20 protein-coding genes are annotated in these 25,011 nt (G+C 45.2%); 18 read left to right on the top strand and 2 right to left on the bottom strand.

Features of this window, described 5'->3' with window-relative positions; translation table 11 throughout:
* Positions 1–245: 245 nt before the first annotated feature.
* Entirely contained in the window at positions 246–1,181 is a 936-nt protein-coding gene (locus AAIH57_RS06385; protein ID WP_175398693.1) for a VanZ family protein, read from the top strand.
* 389 nt (positions 1,182–1,570) lie between these two features.
* Positions 1,571–3,502, top strand: a complete 1,932-nt coding sequence (locus AAIH57_RS06380) for a fructose-1,6-bisphosphatase (protein WP_430020979.1) — start codon at positions 1,571–1,573, stop codon at positions 3,500–3,502.
* 559 nt (positions 3,503–4,061) lie between these two features.
* On the opposite strand, the gene AAIH57_RS06375 is transcribed toward AAIH57_RS06380, so the two are convergent.
* On the bottom strand, positions 4,062–4,610 hold the full coding sequence (locus tag AAIH57_RS06375; RefSeq protein ID WP_175398691.1) for a TetR/AcrR family transcriptional regulator: 549 nt from the start codon (positions 4,608–4,610) through the stop codon (positions 4,062–4,064).
* Positions 4,611–4,858: 248 nt separating this feature from the next.
* Here AAIH57_RS06375 and AAIH57_RS06370 point away from each other — a divergent pair, with 248 nt between their 5' ends.
* From AAIH57_RS06370 to AAIH57_RS06295, 16 genes are all read left to right on the top strand, one after another.
* Positions 4,859–5,860: an NADP-dependent oxidoreductase gene (locus tag AAIH57_RS06370; protein ID WP_175398690.1), complete on the top strand. Its 1,002-nt coding sequence runs from the start codon at positions 4,859–4,861 to the stop codon at positions 5,858–5,860.
* 41 nt (positions 5,861–5,901) lie between these two features.
* Entirely contained in the window at positions 5,902–6,690 is a 789-nt protein-coding gene (locus tag AAIH57_RS06365) for an SDR family oxidoreductase (RefSeq protein WP_175398689.1), read from the top strand.
* A gap of 71 nt (positions 6,691–6,761) precedes the next feature.
* Positions 6,762–7,340, top strand: coding sequence for a TetR/AcrR family transcriptional regulator (locus AAIH57_RS06360; protein ID WP_430020978.1), 579 nt, complete (start codon positions 6,762–6,764; stop codon positions 7,338–7,340).
* 217 nt (positions 7,341–7,557) lie between these two features.
* A complete protein-coding gene (locus AAIH57_RS06355; RefSeq protein ID WP_430020977.1) occupies positions 7,558–8,256 on the top strand; it encodes an SDR family oxidoreductase in 699 nt (232 codons plus the stop codon).
* Between the two features lie 43 nt (positions 8,257–8,299).
* Positions 8,300–9,379 carry an alkene reductase gene (locus AAIH57_RS06350; protein ID WP_430020976.1) on the top strand — a complete coding sequence of 360 codons (1,080 nt, stop codon included), beginning with the start codon at positions 8,300–8,302 and terminating at the stop codon, positions 9,377–9,379.
* Positions 9,380–9,653: 274 nt separating this feature from the next.
* Positions 9,654–9,932: a hypothetical protein gene (locus AAIH57_RS06345; RefSeq protein WP_430020975.1), complete on the top strand. Its 279-nt coding sequence runs from the start codon at positions 9,654–9,656 to the stop codon at positions 9,930–9,932.
* 284 nt (positions 9,933–10,216) lie between these two features.
* A complete protein-coding gene (locus AAIH57_RS06340; protein WP_430020974.1) occupies positions 10,217–10,933 on the top strand; it encodes a class I SAM-dependent methyltransferase in 717 nt (238 codons plus the stop codon).
* Positions 10,934–11,222: 289 nt separating this feature from the next.
* Positions 11,223–12,596: an extracellular solute-binding protein gene (locus AAIH57_RS06335; RefSeq protein ID WP_430020973.1), complete on the top strand. Its 1,374-nt coding sequence runs from the start codon at positions 11,223–11,225 to the stop codon at positions 12,594–12,596.
* Positions 12,597–12,779: 183 nt separating this feature from the next.
* A complete protein-coding gene (locus AAIH57_RS06330; RefSeq protein ID WP_430020972.1) occupies positions 12,780–13,796 on the top strand; it encodes an NAD-dependent epimerase/dehydratase family protein in 1,017 nt (338 codons plus the stop codon).
* Positions 13,796–14,887, top strand: coding sequence for a dihydrodipicolinate synthase family protein (locus AAIH57_RS06325; protein WP_430020971.1), 1,092 nt, complete (start codon positions 13,796–13,798; stop codon positions 14,885–14,887). The genes AAIH57_RS06330 and AAIH57_RS06325 overlap by 1 nt, the downstream gene beginning before the upstream one ends.
* Positions 14,884–15,756: a Gfo/Idh/MocA family protein gene (locus AAIH57_RS06320; RefSeq protein WP_175398680.1), complete on the top strand. Its 873-nt coding sequence runs from the start codon at positions 14,884–14,886 to the stop codon at positions 15,754–15,756. The genes AAIH57_RS06325 and AAIH57_RS06320 overlap by 4 nt, the downstream gene beginning before the upstream one ends.
* 69 nt (positions 15,757–15,825) lie before the next feature.
* Entirely contained in the window at positions 15,826–17,415 is a 1,590-nt protein-coding gene (locus tag AAIH57_RS06315) for an extracellular solute-binding protein (RefSeq protein WP_430020970.1), read from the top strand.
* Between the two features lie 89 nt (positions 17,416–17,504).
* A complete protein-coding gene (locus AAIH57_RS06310; protein WP_430020969.1) occupies positions 17,505–18,482 on the top strand; it encodes an ABC transporter permease in 978 nt (325 codons plus the stop codon).
* Positions 18,476–19,339, top strand: coding sequence for a carbohydrate ABC transporter permease (locus AAIH57_RS06305; protein ID WP_175398677.1), 864 nt, complete (start codon positions 18,476–18,478; stop codon positions 19,337–19,339). The genes AAIH57_RS06310 and AAIH57_RS06305 overlap by 7 nt, the downstream gene beginning before the upstream one ends.
* A 26-nt stretch (positions 19,340–19,365) precedes the next feature.
* Positions 19,366–20,373: a zinc-dependent alcohol dehydrogenase gene (locus tag AAIH57_RS06300; protein ID WP_430020968.1), complete on the top strand. Its 1,008-nt coding sequence runs from the start codon at positions 19,366–19,368 to the stop codon at positions 20,371–20,373.
* Positions 20,374–20,398: 25 nt separating this feature from the next.
* On the top strand, positions 20,399–23,656 hold the full coding sequence (locus AAIH57_RS06295; RefSeq protein ID WP_430020967.1) for a hypothetical protein: 3,258 nt from the start codon (positions 20,399–20,401) through the stop codon (positions 23,654–23,656).
* Positions 23,657–24,011: 355 nt separating this feature from the next.
* Here AAIH57_RS06295 and AAIH57_RS06290 read toward each other — a convergent pair whose 3' ends face one another.
* On the bottom strand, positions 24,012–24,989 hold the full coding sequence (locus AAIH57_RS06290; RefSeq protein WP_430020966.1) for a formylglycine-generating enzyme family protein: 978 nt from the start codon (positions 24,987–24,989) through the stop codon (positions 24,012–24,014).
* Between the last annotated feature and the right edge of the window lie 22 nt (positions 24,990–25,011).

Here is a 25,011-nt window from a genome sequence, read left to right as displayed (position 1 = left end):
TGACGCTAGATTACCGATTAGGCATATCTCTAATTGATTTTAGTCCGCCACAATTATGCTATGGCAGGTATCTGATACAACAGGAGAGTGCATTTGTATAATGTCTAAACGGCACTTGCAAGTTCAAAATGTTTTCATCACCTGATGCCGTAAGCAGTACTGATGAGCGGTTTAATTATGATATGTGCTAAGATTGATGGGGCAATGAGCCCAGTTAATAAATGCATCCGGCAAAGGAGTCAATCATGACCAAACCACGTAAGATTATTTTAACCATAACCATATTCTACACATTGTTTATTCTTTATTTTATGTTCTTCGCCTTCGGTAGAGGAGATGCTGCAGAGACAACAGCTGGCTACACCTTTCTTTTTTTGCCCGAAAGCTTCTTCAGGCTGCCGGCTCTATCTGATCTCCTGCATCCCAGCCTCATGACTTTGGTGGATCTCGGTAACATTGCCGCCTTTATCCCTTTCGGTATATTGATTCCATGGTTGTACCGGATCACCTTTGCCCGGTTCATGACCTTGTTCTTTATAGCCATTCTTGTGCTGGAAACCATCCAGGCCCTTACTTTACTTGGCAGCTTCGATATAAACGATGCCATTCAGAATACGATAGGAGCAGCCGTCGGTTTTGGGGCGTACAAACTTGGTTTCCGTTCCAGGAACCTCTGGCGCAATCTGGCGACAACGGCTATTTCCGGTATGGTTCTTTTACTAGTCGTATGGGGATTATTCGGGGTGATCGATAAAGCAGCAACAAAAGTAGAAGGCCCGTTTGTGGCGATCAACGAATGGGTGGACAGTTCGGGGAGTTCATCACCTGGAGACAAGCCGGGCAGCATCAAAATAGGCGATCAGAATGTAAAGCCTCTCTATAACATGTACGGTGCTGGAGGCGATTCTATAACGTATACGTATACGTCTGAGGGGGAGACGATTTTCTCTTTTTATTACGGCATCCCTGAACCAACAGATTATTCCGGAAGTATCCGAGTTACCCTCGATGGAAGCGAGATAATGAGCGGCTCTGGAGAAGATCAGCGGAGTGATCCTGAACTATTCCCATTGATATTCAAGATTCCTCTCGAGCCGGGGAGCAAACTGAAGATTACCATTGAAGGGAACGAAAAAGTATGGGATGTCGGGTATCGGAGGATGCAATATTTTTGGAGCTGAGTGCTTGATCTTCCATACTGATCTGCCTGGAATGCTGAGGGACAAGAACCTATTCCCATTGAAGTCGCTAATTTAGCGGCTTTTTTATGTTGTCGGTCCAAGTTCTTGTACCGAGCAAAGGACAAAACTTGGACCGATTGCCGAATTGGACAAGAACGTAGTCGGATTAACGATTAGATGTATATCTAAATATTAAGCGCATGCACTTAAAACTTTATTAAGTATCATAATACATGAAAAGCGGGATATTAGATGATTCGGTGGGCTTAAATGAGCAACTCCAAAATACATCCGTTCAATGAAATTTGTTCAAATATGAGGAACTGGAGTACGATAGGGGAAGGCAATGCTTAATAATCACCATACTTCCTTGAAAGGGGACATCTGTTTTGGATGAGCAGTTTCTAGATTTATTGGCACAGAAATATGATACGGAAGAAAAAATCATAACAGAGATCATCAACCTTGAAGCGATCTCCAATCTCCCGAAGGGAACCGAGCATTTTGTCAGTGATTTGCATGGGGAGTTCCAGGCTTTTCAGCATGTACTAAGAAACGGTTCGGGTACCGTTAAAGAGAAAATCAAAGAATTATTCCGGGAGGTTTGGACGGATCAAGAAATCAATGATTTTGCGGCGCTCGTTTATTATCCGGAAGAAAAAATAAAGCTGGTTATAGGGGAACTGAGCAATAAGCAGGCTTTGAACCAGTGGTATAGATTAACGATTGAACACATGCTTAAGCTTATTTCTTATGCCTCTTCCAAGTATACGCGCTCGAAATTGCGTAAAGCTCTGCCAGAGCAGTATGTATATATTGTAGAAGAGCTTCTATACAAGACGGATTCGACCAACAATAAGGATCCTTATTACGAGGAAATATATCGGCAAATTATATCCTTGGGGCAGGCGGACAAGCTCATTATCGGCCTTGCTTATACGACCCAGCGCCTGGTGGTTGACCATCTTCATGTGGTTGGAGATATCTATGATCGGGGGCCGGACCCCGATAAAATTATGGATACGCTAATCAACTACCATTCTGTAGACATTCAGTGGGGGAACCATGATGTCCTCTGGATCGGTGCCTATGCGGGTTCTCTGGTCTGCCTAGCGAATATTATCCGGATCTGCGCCAGATACGACAATCTGGACATCATTGAAGATGTATACGGAATCAATCTGCGACCACTGCTAAACTTGGCGGAGAAATACTATGAAGACAATCCGTCCTTCAGACCTAAGCTGCAGGCTGGCCACAACGTATCGGAGCAGGAAATTCTGCAGATCACCAAAATTCACCAAGCCATTGCCATGATCCAATTTAAACTTGAAATCCCGATTATCAAGCGACGCCCATACTTTAATATGCCTGAGAGGCTATTGCTGGAGCAGATTGATTACGACAAAAATGAAATCAAAATCTGCGGTAAAACGTACCTGCTGGAAAACACCTGTTTCGCTACCGTAAATCCGCAGCAGCCTGCACAATTGCTGGAGGAAGAACAGGAAGTGATGGAAAAGCTGCTGTTCTCCGTTCAGCATTCCGAAAAGCTGGCCAGACATATGAATTTTCTCATGAAAAAGGGCAGCCTTTATTTAAAATATAACGGGAATTTGTTAATCCACGGCTGTATTCCTTTGGATGAAGAAGGAAACATGGAAGAAATGCAGATTGAAGACAAGACGTATTCGGGCCGTCAGCTGCTTGATGTTCTTGAAAATTATTTGCGTTACGCCTTTGCGCATCCGGAAGAGACAGAAGATCTGGCGACGGATATGGTATGGTACATCTGGACAGGGGAATGTTCCTCGCTCTTTGGAAAGAGAGAAATGACCACTTTTGAACGGTATTTTATCCAAGATAAAGAAGCACATAAGGAGAGAAAGAATCCCTACTACCATTTACGTGAAAATGAGGAGATCTGCCGGAAAATCCTGCTGGAGTTTGGTTTGAATCCGGATCATGGGCATATCATTAACGGCCACACGCCAGTGAAAGAAATTCGTGGGGAGAGCCCCGTCAAAGCAAACGGGAAAATGGTCGTCATTGACGGAGGTTTTTCCAAAGCTTATCAATCCACAACGGGCATCGCCGGATATACCTTGTTGTATAACTCCTTTGGTATGCAGCTCGTCGCCCATCAGAAATTTAATTCAAAAGAAGATGTATTATGTAACGGAACGGACGTGTTATCTATAAAAAGATTGGTGGACAAAGAACTGGCGAGGAAGCTGGTGAGAGAAACCAATGTCGGGGAGAAACTGCTGCAGAAAATCACAAATTTGAAGGATCTACTCGAATATCGCTACATGAAATGAAACTATTGCTAAAAGTACACACCCGGATCAACTGTTTAAGTACAATTTGATTTAGACGCTCATACTGGACAGGGAAGTAATAATACTCTCCCTGTGTGAGCCTTTCTTAACGAGCCCGGCTGATCCAAACTATACCGTTGTATTCGGTCATACTTCCACGTTTCGGTTCAAGGTGCCACCTTGGGAAATTTGGATAGGTAACGGGAAAGTGGGTATCGATACTGGAGCGGGCCACGGTCATTATCTCAGCTTAGTGGATTTTACGTATCGAAATCGTTGGTATGTGTCTGTGCAAGAACCGTTTCAAGTTCAGTCAGAGTCTGTCATCGAGCTAGAAAAGAGCGGGAGAGCAACACAGCTGTTTCATCATCAAGAATCAAATATGATCTCTGATACAAGATAGAGATTCGTTATGCATAAAGACATTGAATGGCTGCGTGGCCTTCAATGTCTTTATTTTTTGTAGCAAGTATAGGGATTGAACTTGGAAATGGCACAGCGGGGAATATTCCTTTCACTTCAGATATTCAATTGCTCCTTGTTTTAATAGGATATCATTTCAAACCCCCTGTTTGATTAAACTCCAGATGCGTTCAAACCGCTCTTGGTAGTCTGGTGAATTCCAGGATTCTTTAAAAGAGGGGAGACTAAAAACTGCAAACGCAGATAGGATTGCCTCTGCCCGTTCAAAGTGAGGATCGTGATAATCCATAAACCCGTCAATAATTTGATATGAATCCCAGAGCACATCACGTAATACCAATGGATTATTATCCACATATTGTGTATTCAAAGCGAACATTTGGGGATTCTCATTATAAGCGCGTTTTTTGGCATTCACGAATGCCCAAAGCCAATCATGGAGCACTTCCTGCGGTGAGGCCAAATTAGCCATGTTTATACTGATTTGTTCTGAAATCATCCGATTGAACCAGTTTTTAGATACAGCTGCCCAGAGTTCTTGTTTATTTTTAAAATGCTTATAGAGTGCTGCATGGGTGATATTCAATTCATCCGCTATTTGTGAGAGTGTCACTTCGGATTTCTCCGTGCGCTCAATTAATGCCTCGGCGGTTTCAATAATTAGCTGTTGCGTGATTTTAGCCATTTGTTAGGGCAGGTGAATATGGGGCGTTTTAAAGCGATCAGTTACTAAAATACCCCAGTGTCACACCGTGCTGCCAACCCTTCTTTCGTAAATTAGTTTTTACGGACCGATAATTATACCTTTATTTTAGCATATAAAATATATAGTAACAAATGTTGACTTTTGTAACCAATGATATTATGCTTGCTGTGCAAGTTACAAAATATAATAAATGTTACTTGGTAAATTGCGTATAGGAGGATATTTTTATGAAGGCAGCACAGATTACCAAATATTCAAAACAGTTTAAAGTAGAAGTGCATGATATCCCAGTCCCGGAAATAACGGATCACGAAGTTTTGGTTAAGGTGAAAGCTGCGGCGGTTAACCATTTGGAACTGCTTATCGCTACTGGAAGCGTGAAGTTAATTCAGGACTATGAGTTCCCACTGACACTTGGTAATGAGCTCACAGGGATTGTCGAGAAGATTGGCAAGAACGTCACTGGTTTCCAAGTTGGTGATATCATTTATTCACGCCTGCCGCTGCAAAAAATCGGAGCGTTTGCCGAATACGTAGCGATTCATTCGGATGCCATCGCTCACTTACCGGTTAATCTGGATTTTGTAACCGGTGCGGCTGCGCCTTTAACAGGGTTGACAGCCTATCAAAGTTTACATGAAGAGCTAGCCGCTAAAGCTGGCGAAAGCTTGTTCATTCCCGGCGGCTCTGGTTCATTTGGCCAAATGGCTATTCCTATCGCGAAAAGCATGGGGCTTAAGGTCATCGTAAGTGGAAGTCCAAAAGCCCGCGAACGCACAATGGCCGCTGGAGCGGATCAATACATTGATTACACGACCGAGAACTATTGGGAACGACTTCGTGATCTTGATTATGTGATTGATACCTTGGGACCCAGTGAATTTGATCGTGAACTCTCTATTATTAAACCAGGCGGTCATCTTCTTTCTCTACGAACCGGGCCAAACAAACGATTCGCTAAAACTATGGGCTTGGCAGGTTGGAAACAAAAGCTATTCAGTATTGCTGGGGCTAAGTATGATCACAAAGCAAAGAAAAAGAAGATCGAATATCATTTCGTCTTTGTACGCAGCGATGGAGAACAATTACGGAATATCACAAAAATTATTGAAGAGAACAGAATTGTACCCGCGGTGGATCCTACAGTGTTCCATATTGAAGATATTAATGAAGCCCTAAATCTGGTTGCTACAGGTCATCCCCAAGGGAAAGTTATTATTCGATTCTAAAGAACACGCAATCAAGGCCATATTGAAAGTGGGTGATGATCATGAAATTAAAAGGTAGAACAATTTTGGTGACCGGCGGTACGTCTGGAATTGGTTTTGCTTTTGCGAAACGTTTGCTCGATATGGAGAATACTGTAATCATAACGGGGCGTTCGCAACAACGAATCGACCAGATCGTAGAAAACAATCCCGGGCTTATCGGCATAGTGGCTGATGTTAGTGATCCGGATAGTGTAGGGCATCTTGCTAAAGAACTAATAATTCACTATCCCAAACTGGATATTATCTTAAATAATGCAGGTGTAATACACGAATTCGATTTGTTTGATGAAACTGTCACCTACGAGCAACTTACTATTGAAATCGCCACAAATTTGAACGGAACAATATATATTACCAAGGCATTATTGCCATTGTTAGCCAAACAACAGGAGGCAATGATTGTTAACGTTAGCTCTCTACTTGCTAATATTACAGTTGCCAACGCACCAACGTATTCTGCTACAAAGGCCGGTATTCACATGTTCAGTGATGCATTGCGTGAGCAAATCCGGGCCAAAGGTAAAAACATCCATGTAATGGAACTTTGTCCACCCGTAATTTCTGAAACCAATCTCACTGACACTTTTGACGAAGGCTTCTTGAATAAGATCATTTCTTTGCCTTTGGAGAAGCTTGTACATGTCGGTATTAGAGGGATGCAGAAAAACAAACTGCGAGTGAATGCAGGATTTACGAAAGTTATGCGCTTTTCCATGAAGTTTGCTCCAGATTTTATCACACATACTTGGGGGCAAATGCTACTTAAATCAAAGGGAGCAGAACATTAAAGATTGATATGTATAAAATTCTTTACCGATCGTTCTCAATATGTTATATTGAGAAACAGGGAGGGAATCGAATGGCAAGAAGCAAAGAATTCGAAGATAATGAGGTATTAGAAAAGGCGATGAAGCTCTTCTGGGAACAAGGTTACGAAAAAACATCGATATCTGACCTAGTTGAGCATATGGGAATTCATCGAAGAAGTTTATATGACACCTTTGGCGATAAACACACGCTATTTTTGAAAGCCCTGGACCGATTTCACGATAAGTTATGTGATGGGCTTGTAGGAGAAGTTAAACGCTCTAAGACTGCTACGGAGGCATTACAGCTTATTTTCAGTTCCGTAATCTGTAGTGTAAATGACTCACCTTCCGGTTGTTTGATGGTAAATTCAGCAGTGGAATTGGCAATGCGGGATACCGAGGTGGATAAAAAGATCACAGATTTGTTTTCTTTATCAGAACAGTTGTTCAAAGATATTATACAGTGGGGACAGCAGAGTGGAGAGTTTAGCGCTGAATATAGTGCCGAAGACCAAGCAGAACATTTGCATGCGATTTATGTAGGGATAAGAGTTATGAGAAGAACCTCTATACGCAAAGAAAAATTGCAACATATGGCCGATGTATCGATTAAACTTTTATCTAAATAATTATTGAAGTACTGGTTGAGAAGATTATTGTATCATTCCCTGTGCATTTTCTAGTATGATCGTTCTTGAATCGTTCAATCTTTCCTTCATTCAAATAACCTTTTATAAAGGGTGCTTTATTCTACGCTTATTAGAATGATCATTCTTGAATGATTTAGCCTTTCGATCCCTGATTTATAAAATGATTAATTACATTCAAAAAAAAGGAGCTAATACAATGAACATTTCTGAACAAGTCGCATTTGTTACTGGAGCAAACCGGGGGCTTGGCCGCCAGCTTACGCTTGAACTTCTATCTAGAGGGGCTAAGGTTTACGCAGGAGCAAGAAATCCGGAGACCATCGATATTCCAGGGGTTACACCTGTTAAGCTTGATGTAACCAACCCTCAAGAGGTAGCAGCAGCTGCCAACCTTGCTAAGGATGTTACGATTTTAATCAACAATGCAGGATCATCTACAGGTGCTTCTTTGCTGGAAGGGGATATGGAAAAAATCCAGTTGGAATTGGATACGCATTTTTTCGGTACGTTATCCATGGTTCGCGCTTTTGCACCGGTCATTGAAAACAACGGTGGAGGATCGGTGCTGAATATTCTTTCCGTATTATCTTGGTTTAGTGGCGGAGCTGCAGGTGCATATACAGCTGCGAAGGCTGCAGCATGGGCGTTGACGAATGATCTCCGTTTGAATTTGTACCCTCGTCATATTAGAGTAGCAGGATTACATGTGGGTTATATGGAGACAGACATGACAGCCGGCCTGGACGCTCCCAAATCGAATCCTTCAGATGTTGCGAAAATGGCTATTGATGGCATAGCAGCGGGCAGCTTTGAAATTCTTGCCGACGATAACAGCCGGATGATCCAAGCTGGGCTTGCAGGCGGCGTTTCTACACTTTACCCGCATCTTTCCTAATCACAATTACGGTTTGAACTAAATTTAAAGAGGAGTGTACAAAATGAAAAAATTATGGAGTGAAATTAAAGTCGGAAACATGGAATTACCGCATCGTTTAGCCATGGCTCCCATGACACGCAGCAGAGCAGAAGAAGATGGTACACCAGGAGAATTAAGCGCCCTGTATTATGCACAAAGAGCATCAATGGGACTTCTGATTACGGAAGGTGCACAGCCTTCTGACGATGGTCAAGGATACTTATGGTCGCCGGGGATCTATACGGAACAGCACATTGAAGGGTGGAAAAAGGTTACAGATGCAGTTCATGCAGCAGGCGGATTTATGTACATCCAGTTAATGCATGCTGGCCGTATGTCGCATCCCGACAATACACCTCATCATCGTCAGCCCGTTGCGCCGTCAGCGATTGCTCCCGGTGTTCAGATGTTTACCGCTACAGGAATGCAGGACATCCCTGTTCCGCGCGAGTTAAACAAAGAGGATATTCAGACGACCATTGCCGATTTCCGCAAAGCAGCAGCAGCGGCTATTGAAGCCGGTGCAGACGGCGTTGAAATTCACGGAGCCAATGGATATCTCATTAATCAATTTATCGGTGAAAATTCGAATACACGGACAGATGAATATGGGGGATCGATCGAAAACCGGGCCCGCTTCGCGATTGAAGTGACGAAAGCCGTCGTAGAAGAAATTGGCGCAGCTAGAACAGGCTTCCGTATTTCACCGGGAACCCCTCTCGGAGGAATTCAGGATGGGGAACAAGGTCCTGAACTTTATCTCTACCTGGTCAAAGAATTAGCGAAGCTGGATTTGGCTTACCTTCATGTAATGCATCTTGGAGATGAAAAGCTGCTCCAGGACGTCCGCTCCATTTGGACCAATCCATTGTTAGTCAACCGGGCGGGACGTGCACTGGAAGATCTGAGTATTGATCTTGATAACGGTATAGCTGATATTGTACCGGTCGGTGCATGGTCATTAGCCAACCCGGATTTAGTAGAACGCCTTAAAATAGGGGCTCCATTAAATGATGCAGATCCCCAAACCTTCTTCGCGGCGGGAAGCAAAGGTTACACGGACTATCCTACCTTGAAAGAATTAGAAGCACAAAAGAGCTAAGGAGTAGTTAGATCAAAAAATCAGTATTATACAGAAATCTATGGTGTTCAAATATACAATTGTACGCCATAGATTTCTCTGCAAATGATCTGGTTCTGAAAAATCAATCCACCAAAGAAGACGTATATCTTACACATTAAGAAGGTGAGTAAGGAATGAAAACAATGGTAATCGTCGGTGCTGGGCCAGGTCTGGTGTGTAATCTAAACTTATTATCCCCTTTAAGTAGACACTTGAAAAAAACCTTCATGTTATCGTAGGGTTCAAGTGACACTTGGAGGGGATATTTTCATGGCCAAAAAGGGGTATTTTCAGTGTAAGTGAAGCGTTTTTTGTAGATAGGGAACATCATACAATTTTTTTCACCTTTAGAGGGAATGTAATTGGTGGAGAAATAAATATCTCATTTCCAGAAGAAATTGAGGAAGTCTCTTGGATGGAACCTCAAAGAGCAGAAGAATATATCCATATACCAAGTGAGTTAAAGGGATTAATAATTGGTAAATCATCAGCACCATATGTACTCAGGGGAACTATTAATCACAATTCATAATACTGTTGGGAACCGATAGCTTAATAAAACAAAGAAAGCAGCAGATCAACGTGATCGGCTGCTTTGGTTCAACTAACGGGCAGGATAGTTTAAACAATGATATCAGGAATATCAGTTTATACTTTTGTAATATCCAGATTCAGCGTTTAACGTGTCCGGGATCATGCAAACGAAGTGAGAGGTGATTTTTAAATATAATTAACAATTCCTTTGACCCTTGTTTATTGAACCATTTATTATAAAGACCATAGTAAAATGCTATAGAAAGTGGAGAGACATTATTTATGATTCCATTAGTATATGACCAGATTAACCATTGGGGAAAAGACGATGAATTTTTCCTTTCATTGCTAAAGAGATTAAAAGTAGAATTTATAGCAGACCTAGGCTGTGGAACAGGAAGATGGACTACTCATCTTGTTCAGTACGGTTACAAAATTACAGCTATAGACCCCAATGAAGAAGCGATTGAAGTGGCGAGAATTAAAGATAATTCAGGCAATGTGAAATGGATTGTAGGTGATAGTTCGGATTTACAAACCAATACCTATGATGCGGTAGTTATGACAGCCAATGTTGCACAGGTATTTCTTACAGATGATAGTTGGAAGCAAGTCATTTCTGACGTATTCCGTTCCCTAAAAATGGGCGGTCACTTTATTTTTGATACAAGAAACCCTTTGGTAAAAGTATGGAAAGAATGGGAGAAGGATGAGACTCCTGACTTAGCTAAAGATAGGATAAGTGGAGATCCTTTAGAAATCTATACAGAATATGAAGGGTTTGAGGGAGATATTTATACCTTCTATGAAATTGTAAAAAATACAAAAACAGACAAAGTCCTAGTTCATGAAAAAATGCAGCTAAGATTCCGAAATCAAGAAGAATTTGATGAGTCGCTAAAACAAATAGGTTTTTCGAAAATTGAAACATATGGCGATTGGGAGTTTAAATACGCAAATTCTGAAAATGGATCGTTTATTTTTCATTGTGTAAAATAGAGTCATTGAAAGCTTGATCATTTCGCAAAACCGCCATAGGATAAGCATCTGTGGTGGTTTTTTTGAATCCGATAAATCCTTCATGGAATGAGTGGTTTAGAACCCCGTGTAAATTGTATCTAAAGTTTCCAAAAAGACGTGAAAAATTTCAAAATTTTATTTTAAGTGAATTAATGTACTCACTACTGCGAAACTGGTTCATATCTGGTATAATAAAAATAATAATTAGGAATTACAATGAATTATAGCTAGACCATAAATAGATGAAGAGGATAGGTGGAAATGGCCCATGGCGAAAATCGATCGTCATACTTTTCAGACCAGAACAAGACATATGTCTGCCGATCTGAAGCAAAAAATTAACTCCGGAGCATACAGTCCGGGGGAATATCTGCCTTCCGAGTTGGCACTAACAGAGCAGTACAAACTAAGTAAAAACTCCGTGAGATACGTTCTGGATGAGCTTGTTCAGGAGGGATTGATTATTAAAATTCCACGGGTGGGCACACAGGTGGCAAAGCCTGCTGCCAAGGAAACCATCCGTTTTGGCGTTTACCCCTCGTTGTATAAGGAAGCGGGGATGGAGGAATTGATTGAACGATTCCACGAGAAATATCCACATATTCATGTGGAAACGATTGAGCTTCCTTACATGAATTCGGACAGTATCGCCAACCTCATCAAACTAGGGATTGTGGATGCGTTAACGATCAATCTGCAGGATATGTACCAATTCCAGGAAAGAAAATACCTTGATTTGCTTGTCGATCAGGATCGACACGATCATATATATCCTTTTCTTACACCTTATTTTGAGAAGGAATCGGGTATTTTGGCAGCCCAGCCTTTCGTGTACTCACCCGTTATTTTGTGTTACAACAAGGAGCACCTGAGAGAGAAAAGACTTGGAGAACCTAACAGCAGTTGGAGCTGGGATGAGCTGGCAGCGCTGCTCAGGGAGCTCAAGGCGCCTCATCGCTACAGCATTGCTTTTCAATTATTTTCCATGAACCGATGGCCTATTTTCTGGATGCAAAATGAGGACGATCCATCTTCGCTCGATTACAGTCCAGCCCAGAACGGAACCCCTTTGCCTACAGAAGGATTACGCTGGCTCAGGGATCTTGTGACGGAGGAAGGAATATTTCCGCTTGCCTTAGCCCAAGGTGAATTTGAAGCGGAGAAATTGTTTAAGGAGCAGAAGGTATCGGTCATGCTCACCACGTATTACATGCTGAATGAGCTGAAGAATGCGAATTTTTCCTTTGATATCGCTCAGCTGCCTCATTTTAAGAATGATAGGACACTCCTTCTGTCTACAGCCATTGCTCTCAGTGCAGAATCGAGCCATAAGGATACGGCAGCCTGCTTTGTGAATTATCTCACTTCAGACGAGGCTCAGACCTATATCAGACAGAACACATTCAGTTTACCTGCAAGCAGATATATTACGGAAACGTTTTCCGTAGAGCTTAAAAATAAACCGTCCAGGTTGGAGCTTCATCGAGATTACAGTTCGAAATACACCACGTATCGCGATCTATCGATTTCCATGCAAACCCAAATTCGTTTCGGAGAAAGCCTGAAGCAGTACATGTCTTATTTAACGGATGAAGAGGGACTTGCTGAAGTGCTGCTTCCATCCAACAGTCTCAATTCATAAAAAAACATATAGCAGCTCCAAAAAAAAAGCACTTCCCAAGGGTAGTGCTTTTTTTGAGGTTTTATATGAACTACAAAAGAACCAGTTGACAGATAAAGTGGCATATGCTAATTTCTTATTGAAAATAAGTACCACATATGATCCAATCATAAGGATTTAACAAGGAGAGGTGACCTTATTCGGATGAAGACCGTGGCTGAATTGGAAGCAAAGCTTTCGGAGGCATCAGACCGGCTAATCAACGACTTACATAAAGTGGACGGGGATCTTCTTATTTTAGGCGCAGGTGGAAAGATGGGTCCAAGTCTTGCTAGATTGGCCGCGGAAGCCATCAAGGCTGGAGGAATGAACAAGAAGGTGACAGCTGTATCCCGATTTCAGGATCAGGAGGTGAAGAACGATCTGGAAAAGGCTGGAGTAAAGACGATTTCCTGTGATCTTTTAGACGATCAAGAGTTAATGCAGCTGCCTGAAGCGGACAACGTCATATACATGGCAGGCAACAAATTTGGTACAACGGGTAGAGAATATTTTACGTGGGCAATGAATACTTACTTGCCCGGAAGAGTGGCAGAAAAGTATAAAGATTCGCGGATCGTCGTTTTTTCTTCAGGGAATGTTTATCCCTTCTCCCCAGTGGGTCTCGGCGGAGTAGATGAATCGGTAACCCCTGAACCTCTCGGTGAATATGCACAATCCACACTGGGGAGAGAGCGGATATTTGAATACTTTTCTCACAAGTATGGCACACCGATGCTGATGTACCGCTTGAACTATGCCATTGATTTACGCTATGGGGTGCTGCTCGAAATTGCCAAAAAGGTGCACGAAGGCAAGGAAGTGTCCCTTGCGATGGGGCATGCCAACGTAATATGGCAGGGAGATGCCAATGAAATTGCGATAAGAAGCCTGCTCAAGTGCCAGAGCCCTCCCGAAATTTTGAATGTAACCGGCCCTGAAACCATGTCGGTTCGCTGGGCAGCGCAGCAGTTTGCCGAACGGTTCGGTCTTGCACCATCATTTGAAGGAAGCGAATCCGAAACGGCTCTGCTCAGTAATGCAGCCAAAGCGTATCGCGAGTTCGGTTATCCGAGAGTAAGCTTGCTGGAAATGATTGATTTCATTGCCGAATGGGTTGAATCAGGCGGACATACATGGAATAAACCAACCCATTTTTCGGAAAGGAAGGGGAGGTTTTAATGCACAAAACACAAGCGTCACTTACCCCGGAGCAGGCAGCTGCTCTCCATGAAGGCCTGGTCATCCCGGCTCATCCGCTGGCCTTGAATGAACGCAGAGAGCTGGATGAAGTCTATCAAAGACTGCTGACAAAATACTATATCGCTTCAGGAGCTGGCGGAATTGCGGTTGGCGTGCACTCAACCCAGTTCGAGATTCGGGATCCTCAGGTTAACCTCTATGAACGGGTGCTCCGCTTGGCCGCGGAGGAAACGGAGCAAGCTCGTCTGAAACGTCCGTTCATCAAAGTGGCAGGCATTTGCGGGGACATAGAACAGGCGGTGGAAGAAGCCAAAATCAGCAAAGGCCTTGGATATGATGCTGCCCTGCTGAGCATGGGTGGACTTGACGGATGGAGCGAGAAAGACCTGCTTCGGCGTACGGAAAGGATAGCCGATATGATGCCGGTGATCGGATTTTATCTTCAGCCTTCTGTCGGCGGCCGTATGTTGAGCTTCGCTTTTTGGCAGGCTTTTGCCGAAATCGATAATGTCGTCGCCATCAAAATAGCTCCTTTTAACCGATATCAAACCATCGATGTCGTGCGCGCGGTTTGCTCTTCAAGCCGTCGGGATAAAATTGCGCTGTACACGGGAAATGACGACAACATCCTCATAGATTTACTCACAACCTATCGCTTTGAAATGGAAGAAGGCACCATTGAGAAACAGATCGTGGGCGGGTTGCTGGGTCACTTCGCTGTATGGACACATAAAGCGGTCCAGCTGCTGGAAGAAGTGAAACGACTCCGCAAGCAGGAAGGATCGCCGTTGTCACCGGAATGGCTCACGCGCAACGTGGAGATCACGGATGCCAATGCCGCTCTTTTTGATCCGGCCCATCAGTTTGCTGGCTGCATACCGGGGATACACGAGGTTCTTCGAAGGCAGGGTCTTATGAGAGGGATCTGGTGCTTGAATCCACAGGAGACTTTATCCAAAGGGCAAAAAGAGGAAATCGATCGTGTATACCTCCAGTATCCTCACCTTCATGATGACGATTTTGTGAAGCAGCATCTGGATGAGTGGCTTAGGCTTGCTTCTCAGCCATGAATATCGGAATTATCGGACTTGACAGTTCGCATGCCCTGGCATTTACCCGTATTCTTCACGAAAGTCAGGAGACTCTTTTTTCAGATGTGACCGTGACGGCTGCATATGCGGGAGGATCTCCGGATTTTCCACTCAGCGTGAGCCGTGTTAACACTTTTGCCGCCCGGATGGCGCAAGAATACGGAGTGAGATTGATGCCCACCGCTCAGCAAGTTGTGGAAAGCACCGATGCCATCTTTATCTTAAGTGCCGACGGAAGGGTGCATCTGGATCAGTTCAAGGCAATCTGTCCTTACCGTAAGCCCGTATTTATCGATAAGCCTTTTGCTTTATCAACAGGAGACGCAAGTCAAATCATCAGACTCGCAGAAGAGTATCAAACCCCGTTAATGAGTGCTTCAAGCTTACGTTATGCAGAAGCCCTGCCTGAATGCACAAGAGGGGACATCTTGGGTGCGGACGTATATGGCCCAATGCACGTCGAATCGACACAGGGACATTATTTTTGGTACGGCATCCATGCGGCAGAACTGCTGTTTCGAATCATGGGCCCCGGATGCAGGGAAGTAACAGCCTTATCCACGGATCACAACGATCTCATTACCGGAACCTGGAAAGAGGGGAGAATGGGAACGATCCGCGGAATCCAACGTGGCTCAGAGTCTTTTGGACTAAGCCTGCACACCAGAAATGCCACCCGGCAAGTCCCGCTTGAACCGAGTTATAAAGAACTTCTAAAGTCTGTCATGAACTTGTTCAAAAACGGTGTATGCACTGTTCATCCCTCCGAAACGCTCGAAGTCATCCGGTTTTTGGAATGTGCAGAGCAAAGCCGTCTACAAAAATGCACCGTCCTCATGGAAATGTGATAAAGCCTTATACGGGGTGACCCCTTGCTCTTGTTAATCAGATCCACCTATCTGAAGGAGGAATGTTTGATGAAGCTGAAAAAGAGGATTTCCATGCTGCTTGCGATCACGCTGTTAACCTCAATCCTTGCCGCATGCACCAGCGGTACGGACAAAGGCGGTTCTGCCGCCTTGCCGCCCCAGGAACCTGGACAGTACGGTGATACCGGCGGCTTGACTCTGCCCCTTGTAGATGAACCGACTATCATCACTTACATGCTGCCAAGCAACGCAAAAGATCTCGGTCCGAGCAAACTGGTCGTCCAGGAGCTTGAAAAACGGACCGGCATTAAAGTTAACTTTCAAACCTATTCTCCGCAAACCTATCAGGATAAATTAAAAGTTATTGTCGCCTCCGGTAAGCTGCCGGACATTTTTACAGGGCTAAAACCGGCCGAACTCAAAAAAATCGGTAGACAAAATGGTGTAGCTGCCATCAATGAATACGCCGATCAGCTCCCTAACTTCAAAAAGTTATATATGGAAGAAAACGACTGGGTCATCAAATCCTTCGGCGATGAAGCCGGCAATGTTTACACCTGGCCTATTTACAATCTGAATCGCAAAGTGAATCACGGATTCATGTACAGGAAGGATATTTTTGATGAGCTTGGTATTAAGGAATGGACGAACACGGACGAGTTTTACGAAGCTATGAAAAAAGTAAAAGAAGCGTATCCCGATTCCTACCCCTACGCATCAAAAAGCTTAGCCAATATCTTCAGAGATTGGGCTTTCGGGTGGGGGCTTGGCAACACAGATCAGTACCCGGCCTATTACGATGAAAAAGACAGCACCTGGAAGTACGCTGCAGTACAGCCAGAGCATAAGGATATGCTCGATTTCATGAAGAAACTGTACAACGAAAAACTGCTTGATCCGGAATTTTTGACGGATACGCAGGATTCCTGGACGACCAAGATGACGACGGACAAATCATTTGTCACTTTTGACTGGATTGGACGCCTGGATCTCTTTTACAACCAGATCAAAGAGCAAAATCCAGACTATGACCTCAGGTACGCCAATCCCGTCGGACCGACCGGCAATATCAGAACCCTGCCAGAAGTTTCGGATTTCAGCATTGCTGTAGCCAAAAACAAAAATACGGAAACTTCGCTCAAACTGCTCGACTATCTGACCAGCCCGTCCGGAAGTGAACTGATGACCCTCGGGGTGGAAGGGGTTAACTTCGAATGGGGCGAAGATGGATATCCAGTATATCCTGAACTCAAGGATCTTCCACTTGTGGATATTACCGTGCTTGAGGATCGTTATGCCATGTGGCTGGAAGGAGCTTACCTAAGACCGGACCATCGAAGCATCTACTATCGTTTCTCGGAAAAAGAGCAGGAGGCACAGGATAAAATCGTGAACGAGGATCGTTTCGAACCGCTTGACCCCATCCTTAATTTTACGGACGAAGAAACGTCCAAAATTGCCGAGCTGCAGACCTCGCTGCAAAAATCAGCTGAAGAATTTAACGCGAAATATATTCTTGACGCCGGATACGGAGATGCCGAGTGGGAAGGTTTCAAAGCCCAAATCAGCAAAGGCGGCGTGGAGGAACTGATGACGATCTATAATGAAGCTCAAAAAAGATACGATGAGTCCAAATAAAAGGCCTTAAGCCTGTGAATTCAACAGGAGAGGACGATGCATGGAACGGTTCTCTCCTTATGGGAAAAGGTATTGGAGGCGAAAATCTTATGGCAGACATCGGCACGGAACATCCGACATCTTACCATAAAGCAGTGCCCAAGAAGAGCTTCAGAAGCCGTCTGAGAAAAACGTGGAATCATATCAAGCGCGACAGGCAGCTGCTTCTGCTGTTTCTTCCTTGCATCCTATTTTACGTCATCTTTCGTTACGGGCCACTATATGGGCTGATTATTGCCTTCAAAGACTACAGCGTATTTACGGGAGTGCTTGGCAGCGAATGGGTGGGATTGGAGCATTTTATCAAGTTTTTTACGAACCAAGATTTCTGGATGCTGTTCCGGAACACGCTGCTCCTTGGGTTGTATTCGCTCATTTTCGGTTTTCCTTTTCCGATCATGCTGGCCCTTCTGCTGAACGAGGTCAGAAACAAATGGTTTAAAAAATCGGTTCAAACCTTCAGTTATTTGCCGGCATTCCTGTCCGTCGTCATTATCAGCAGCATGATCATCGATTTTCTCTCTCCGAACCAGGGTATTTTGAATCAAATGCTGGCTGCGTTCGGTTTCGAGAAAAAATACTTTCTCGTTGATCCGGGGTGGTTCCGTCCAATTTATGTCATTTCGGAAATATGGGCGAACGCGGGATACGAATCGATCATTTATCTGGCGGCGATTGCGGGGATCAGTCCGACGCTCTATGAAGCGGCCAAGGTGGACGGGGCCAGTCGTTTCCATATGATCCGCCATGTTACGCTTCCCGGACTATTTCCCACGATGCTCATCATGTTTATATTGAAAACCGGTTCCTTGATTCGTGTCGGCTATGAGAAAGTGCTGCTGCTTTATAATCCGATGACGTATGACGTAGCGGACGTATTTTCAACTTATGTTTACCGAAAGGGATTGCTTGAATCGAATTACAGTTACGCAGCTGCTGTAGGGCTTTTCGAAGCGCTGGTGGCAATGGTGATGCTATTATCCGCTAATGCGATCAGCAAACGGCTGGGAGGAAACGGCTTATGGTAGGAGAGCGCAGAATATCTATTTTTGGAGTCATTAATACGCTGATACTCAGTCTTGTTGCTGTAGCGACACTCTATCCCATCGTGTACATTACAGCCGTTTCTTTAAGCGATACTGCAGCGGTCGTTCAGGGTAAGGTATTCCTTTTTCCTAAGGGTCTTAACTTGGAGGCTTATGTCGAGGTGCTTAAAAATGACACGATTCCAAGAGCCTACCTGAATTCTATTTTTTATACGGCATTCGGCACGTTTGTGAATTTACTCTTTACTGCTGTCGCTGCTTATCCCTTGTCCCAAAAAGGATTTTTCGGACGTAAGTTCTTTATGATGACCATTGTTCTAACCATGTTCCTGAATCCAGGCATTATTCCCACTTATGTGGTCGTGCAGCAGCTGGGGTTAACGGATTCGGTTTGGGCCCTTGTGCTTCCCAATGCCATCTGGACAATGGAGCTGATCATTTTAAAAAGCTTTTACGAAAACATGTCTTCCCAGATACGCGAAGCGGCCCTGATTGACGGCGCTTCCGAATACCGGATTCTGTTCAACATTGTTATTCCTTTATCCAAACCTGCGCTTGCTTCCATCGGTCTATTTTATTTCATGGGCCATTGGAACAGCTTTTTCCTGCCGCTGATTTACTTGAACGATCCCGATAAATACCCTTTGCAGGTTGTGCTGCGGGATATGTTAATCTACAGTGCAGAAAACGATGCGGGACTCGTGGATCGTTCGGCTCTGGCCCCTCAGTCCATCAAAAATGCAACCATCGTGCTTTCCATGATCCCCGTTCTGCTCATCTATCCGTTTGCCCAGAAGTACTTCGCTAAAGGGGTGATGCTCGGATCGGAAAAAGGCTAAATAGACATGAGGAGGAACCATATCTAATGAAAATCGTTGCCGCGAAGGAAGGAAAAGTCACGATACTGCAAGCGGAGATACCCGAACTGAACAAACGACATGTCCAAGTGAGAACCGAATATTCAGGCATTAGTCCCGGTACGGAGATGAGTGCTATTAAGAGATCTGGTTTATCTCCCGTATATCTTGGCTATAGTGCGGTCGGGATTGTGGAAAAAACGGGAAGTGAAGTCAGGGATATTCTTCCGGGAGATCGAGTGGCATGTTACGGTGTGCCTTACGTAAGACATGCAGAAGTGATTACGGTACCGACCAATCTGGTAACCAAAGTGCCTCATCACGTCAAACCTGAGGAGGCCGCCTTTACAGGGCTTGGGGCTATTGCCATACATGCGCTGCGTACAGCCGATGTGAAGTTCGGCGACAAGGTGCTTGTCGTTGGACTGGGTATTCTCGGTAATCTTGTCGCCCAAATTGCCTCAGCCGCTGCATGCCACACTGCTGCATACGACCTGAGCGAAGCACGGGTGCAGCTTCTTCGGGAGCAAATGGGAATTGAAGCAGGCTTTTCAAGTGAAGAGGAAGTAGAACGTTTTGTGTTGAACGAGACGGGGGGAGTCGGATTTGACTCCATCCTCTTATGCGCTGGCGGACCCGGAGAAAAGCTGATTAACAAGTCGCTTGAGTGGCTTCGTGACCGGGGAAAAGTCGTGATCGTCGGTGATTTGTCCATGGAGTTTTCAAGAGATTTGATGTTTCGCAAAGAAGCGCAGGTCCTGATCTCAAGAGCGGGCGGGCCGGGAAGGTACGATATGCAGTATGAGAAAGACAATCAGGATTATCCCATTGGTTTTGTGCGGTGGACGGAAGGAAGAAATATGGACGAGTACGTAAGGTTGCTTGCCGAGAAGCGAATCACAGTAAGTCCCGCCATCACGCATATGTTTGCTTTGGAAGAGGCGTTTGAAGCCTACGGAAATTACCAATCCGACTTGGCTCAAGGGGCACTAGCTACGTTGATCAAGTATTTTTAATGACATGAAGAAGGGGAGATAAGTGATGAAAAAGCCTTTTTTCAACCTGATCACCATGTTCATGAGTTGTTTACTTGTTTTTGTAACGTTTCCCGTACAGCCTGCTCCTGCTGCAGCAGAGGCATCCAAACTTGCTCAAAAAAACTTCAGCGAACCCGAAGAACTGCTTGTTCCCAACAACTACACCGTAGCTGTCTTTAACGGAACCGTAGGTTACGAGGATGGAAAACCCGTGATGTATGCCACGAGCAAAGGTAAGCCAGGTTATCTGAATGTGATAGACCTGGATGAGTACAAACTGCTTCGGACCGTTTCCCTTGCGCCATCCGAAAGCTCATGGGCTCATACGGTTGCGCCGAACGGTACGCTTTATGTGGCGGCCGAAGGATCGGGCGCACGATTATGGGAGTATTCTCCAGTCACCCATGAGGCCGTGCAAGTGGCCTCATTTGATGGAGAGTCTGTCTCCAACAGCATCACGACGGATGAACAGGGGAGAGTATACGTCGGGACTTATCCTGGCGGCAAAGTTTGGCAGTATGACCCTGCTACCAAGCAAGTGAGGGATTACGGCCGCGTTATTGGCGTGCTGGATCAGGAATATGTCCGCTCCATCGCTTACCAGGGAGGATATATTTATGCCGGTACGGCCCACGAACAGATCGTGCGTGTGGATCTGGCTACAGGTGAGAAAACGAATATCGCCGCTTCGCTTAACGTCAAAAACGATACGGTATACGATCTGAGTACGATTGATAACCGTTATTTGTTCGCCCGTTATACGGACGGAAGCGGTATACCGGGTGAAGGTTACATCTACGATACGACAACAGGATCATGGCTAGATGTGGAGCTCCAGCAAGTAACCGGCCTTCATGCGACCGACTCGGTGGATGGAAAGCTGTATTACATGTCAGAGAAAAAACTGAAAACCTTTGACCTTGCGACGCATCAAGAAGAGGAAACAGGCATGACCTATGAGAGTGGGTTCAGGGGGGCCGACTGGGTAGAGTTTCAGAACAATTCAGAACTGCCTGGTAAAACGCTCGTTACGGTCCGTTATGACGGCGGGGTAGCCATGCTGAATATCGATACCAAAAAAGTAATTGTAAAACCGCCGATTATCCCGGGACTTCCGGGCGTTGTCAATCGGCTTCAAAGTGTATCAGATAAACAGCTGATAACAACAGGTTCTCAAGCCAGGTCTTCGTTGGTTGACTTGGAGACCATGACGGCAAAGCCTTTCAGCATAGGTCAGGCGGACAGTGTGTACCCGGTTGGAAACAAAGTCTATATGGGTGTCTATCCGGAAGGTGGCTTGTACGTTTATGATCTGAATCAAGAACCTGGGAGTGCGAATCCGCAGCGTCTCGCGGTGCTCGGGAACGATCAGGAACGGCTAGTGCATATGTCTGAAGGGGACGGTAAACTGTTTATTTCGACCATCTCTGGATACGGAACATTGGGAGGATCGCTAACAGTCCATGATACAGTGACAGGGGAAACCAAAGTCCATCGCAATGTGGTTCAGAATCAGAGTGTGCTCAGTACCGCTTATGTGGACGGAAAGATTTTTGGATCAACGACCATCAGGGGCGGACTGGGCTCCACGCCAAGCGAGCAGGAGGCCAAAATTTTCGTATGGGATGTCGAGAACGAGCAAAAAATTACGGAGTTTACCCTGGATATTCCCGAGCTTATCGATCCTATTTTCATTGGGGACCTGTCTCTCGGACCAGATGGATTGATCTGGGGAGCATCCTATGAATATATTTTTGCGATCGATCCGGACACATACAAACTTGTAAAATATAAAAAAATCTATCCAAAACTTTATTACACCCAGTGGCATCATCATCCGATGCGTTGGTCGGAAGACGGACTTCTGTATGTCCTGTTTAACAACAAGCTAACGGTAATTGATCCGGAAACGCTGGATTTCAAAACATTAACGGATGCATCGAGATTTGATCTTGGAATGGATGGTAATCTGTATTTCACTGATCTCGCAACGAATACGGTTCTGTATAGAATTAATATCGATGGAGAAATTGTATCCGATCCGCCGGGGGTGCCTTTGCCGGTAAACAATGCCGGGGTGGAGCTGGTGCCGGATGGGAACGGAAAGCTGCCGGGCTGGACTTCGATGTTTGCGACCAGCGGAGATGCTCATTTTGAGAGAAGCGGCGACAAGCGTTATGCGGGTGACTACAGCCTGAAAACAACGGATCTGATTCGTACTGCGTCCGTCGCGGTGCAAAGCGATCCTATCGCAGTATCACCTGGAGGAGAGTATACCGCTAGCACCCAAATTTATATTGAATCAGGCCAGCCTGGGTTCATGTTCAGATTTTATAATGCGGAAGGGCAGAGTTTATCGACTTTGGAAACGCATCTGGATGAATCGCGACTCCACCAATGGCAAAAAGTAACCCTACGCGGTACGGCACCGGAAGGAACGGCTTATGCCAGACTGATTGCTGTAACCAGCCGCTATAATATTTCAACAGCTTACTATGACGATTTTTCTGTAACTTTTAAGGATAATACGGCTCCCTTGACTGAACTTACCTTTAATCCAAAGGCAAATGAGCAGGGCTGGCACAATGGAGATGTTTCCATAACGTTGAACTCGGAAGGAGCAGCCTCTCTCTTCTACGAGACTACGGGTGCTGAGAGAATTGATCAGCGTGAGACCGTTGGCAGCAGCACAGGATTTACAGTAAGCGCAGAAGGTGTAACATCAGTAACGTATTGGGCAGCGTCGGCTTATGGCGTGTCCGGGGTGCCTTCGACTATTGAAGTCAAGATAGACAAAACGGCCCCCGTAATCGAATTTTCAGGAAAACCCGTTTATGAAGTGGATGATGTGATTCGGATCGAATGCTCCGCTCAGGATGCATTATCAGGTATAGCCAAAAGTGATTGCGATGCTGTGCTTGCAGATAGCCCCGCCTATTTGACGGGTCTGGGGGTGCATTTGGTCAATGCATCCGTGGATGATATAGCAGGGAACGCGGAAAACTCCTCTTTTTCTTATGAAGTGATTCTAACCTATGAGGGCATAGCAGGACTTATAGACAAGTTCCTGGCTAATGATCAAGCGCTGGCTGAGAGGCTGAAGGAACAATTGATTAAAGTACAAAGAGCAGAGGAATCGGGTAGCGAGGGAGGGAAAAAAGGCGCATTAAACGGATTTATCCATCAAGTGCAAGCCAAAAGTGGTAAGGAATTAGCACAAGAACATGCTGAGCTGTTGGTACAACTTGGGTCCCAAATTTAATCTCCCGATTCCGGAACAGGACAGCATGCTGCATGAAACACTTGAAACCTTTGTCCACGAAAAAAGATTATAGAGCGTCCGGTCCACGTATTGCAGGAAGGCTCTAATACAGGGTGGTACCGCGGTCTCTCGTCCCTTTGGACGAGGGGCTATTTTTTTATTAAGTAGATGAAATGTGGATTCAATTTCGGCCGTACTCACCAGGAAACAAGAACTCTCGAAAGTCTGCTATTCGCCCCGATCGAGGTAAAATTCTTGGTGTGAGTAGAATCATAATTGCGATGTGATGTAGTAAAAGCCCATTACCATGGCAGCGGGCTTTTACTCGTCCATCCCAAATTTGTTCTACACCAATTTAGTGAGCAACCACTCGAAAACCGCAGTTCCCCGACGAACTGTCTGGTGTATTTCCAGTTCGAGCGGCAACGCGATACCGATTGCAATACGAGTGGTGACACAGATAAGATCCACCGCGCATCGAAACTTTGTCCGAATGTCCTGCAAATAACGGATTACGTGTATCGGTAATTTCGTGATACCTGTGCGTGAAACGGTCAAGGCACCATTCCCATACGTTCCCGGCCATATTGTATAGCCCATACCCGTTAGGTTGATAGGCATCAACGGGCGCCGTTCCCGCGTAACCGTCCTTCACCTTATTTTCATGTGGGAACTGTCCTTGCCAAATGTTGCACTGGTGTTCACCACCGGGCAGTAGTTCATTGCCCCATACGTACGTTTTCTCTACCAAACCGCCTCTAGCCGCATATTCCCATTGTGCCTCGGTTGGCAGGGAAGTGCCGGACCACGCGCAATAGGCCAAGGCATCGTTCCAACTAACGTGCACGACGGGGTGGTTAGTCCGTCCTTCGATGTTAGAATCTCTTCCTTCGGGACTGTGCCAGCACGCGCCTTCCACGACAAGCCACCAAGGCACACCATAAGGCACGCGTTGTACTTCATTTCGAACCTTATCTGACGCAAGCCATTCAAAAACGTACGACCAGCCGAACTGTTCCGCCTCGGTCACGTAACCAGTCTCCTGAATAAATTCTGCAAAATCTTGATTAGTTACCGCATGGGGAGAAATCAAAAAATCATCCACTTCCACAGTTCTAGCCGGGCCTTCGCCGTCCGAGGAGAAGCCCTCCAGGTCATTCGTTCCCATGATGAAGATGCCACCTTTTATGCGAACCATGCGGTCCTGAAGTTCAGCTCGCACAGTTTCTGTACTGGTGCCCAGCTCCGCGTGAGGAAAGGGGAGTGGACCTGTCACAATTCCGACGGAATTGCGCGTAGCAGAACAGCAGCATTCGTCGTTAGTTATTTTCATCCGTGCTCATGCTCCTTTCGCT

Origin of the sequence: Paenibacillus sp. MABNR03, assembly GCF_050455445.1 — a bacterium.
GTDB classification, from domain to species: Bacteria; Bacillota; Bacilli; order Paenibacillales; family Paenibacillaceae; genus Paenibacillus; species Paenibacillus xylanilyticus.
Note: the sequence above shows the minus strand (reverse complement) of the source record. Positions and strands in the feature narration are given on the sequence as shown.

What these genes read in the sequence shown, in the direction of transcription:
- AAIH57_RS06385 (WP_175398693.1), top strand. Translation starts at nt 246, where the DNA reads ATGACCAAACCACGTAAGATTATTTTAACCATAACCATATTCTACACA.
- AAIH57_RS06375 (WP_175398691.1), bottom strand. Translation starts at nt 4,610, where the DNA reads ATGGCTAAAATCACGCAACAGCTAATTATTGAAACCGCCGAGGCATTA.
- AAIH57_RS06370 (WP_175398690.1), top strand. Translation starts at nt 4,859, where the DNA reads ATGAAGGCAGCACAGATTACCAAATATTCAAAACAGTTTAAAGTAGAA.
- AAIH57_RS06365 (WP_175398689.1), top strand. Translation starts at nt 5,902, where the DNA reads ATGAAATTAAAAGGTAGAACAATTTTGGTGACCGGCGGTACGTCTGGA.
- AAIH57_RS06360 (WP_430020978.1), top strand. Translation starts at nt 6,762, where the DNA reads ATGGCAAGAAGCAAAGAATTCGAAGATAATGAGGTATTAGAAAAGGCG.
- AAIH57_RS06355 (WP_430020977.1), top strand. Translation starts at nt 7,558, where the DNA reads ATGAACATTTCTGAACAAGTCGCATTTGTTACTGGAGCAAACCGGGGG.
- AAIH57_RS06350 (WP_430020976.1), top strand. Translation starts at nt 8,300, where the DNA reads ATGAAAAAATTATGGAGTGAAATTAAAGTCGGAAACATGGAATTACCG.
- AAIH57_RS06340 (WP_430020974.1), top strand. Translation starts at nt 10,217, where the DNA reads ATGATTCCATTAGTATATGACCAGATTAACCATTGGGGAAAAGACGAT.
- AAIH57_RS06335 (WP_430020973.1), top strand. Translation starts at nt 11,223, where the DNA reads ATGGCGAAAATCGATCGTCATACTTTTCAGACCAGAACAAGACATATG.
- AAIH57_RS06330 (WP_430020972.1), top strand. Translation starts at nt 12,780, where the DNA reads ATGAAGACCGTGGCTGAATTGGAAGCAAAGCTTTCGGAGGCATCAGAC.
- AAIH57_RS06325 (WP_430020971.1), top strand. Translation starts at nt 13,796, where the DNA reads ATGCACAAAACACAAGCGTCACTTACCCCGGAGCAGGCAGCTGCTCTC.
- AAIH57_RS06320 (WP_175398680.1), top strand. Translation starts at nt 14,884, where the DNA reads ATGAATATCGGAATTATCGGACTTGACAGTTCGCATGCCCTGGCATTT.
- AAIH57_RS06315 (WP_430020970.1), top strand. Translation starts at nt 15,826, where the DNA reads ATGAAGCTGAAAAAGAGGATTTCCATGCTGCTTGCGATCACGCTGTTA.
- AAIH57_RS06310 (WP_430020969.1), top strand. Translation starts at nt 17,505, where the DNA reads ATGGCAGACATCGGCACGGAACATCCGACATCTTACCATAAAGCAGTG.
- AAIH57_RS06305 (WP_175398677.1), top strand. Translation starts at nt 18,476, where the DNA reads ATGGTAGGAGAGCGCAGAATATCTATTTTTGGAGTCATTAATACGCTG.
- AAIH57_RS06300 (WP_430020968.1), top strand. Translation starts at nt 19,366, where the DNA reads ATGAAAATCGTTGCCGCGAAGGAAGGAAAAGTCACGATACTGCAAGCG.
- AAIH57_RS06295 (WP_430020967.1), top strand. Translation starts at nt 20,399, where the DNA reads ATGAAAAAGCCTTTTTTCAACCTGATCACCATGTTCATGAGTTGTTTA.
- AAIH57_RS06290 (WP_430020966.1), bottom strand. Translation starts at nt 24,989, where the DNA reads ATGAAAATAACTAACGACGAATGCTGCTGTTCTGCTACGCGCAATTCC.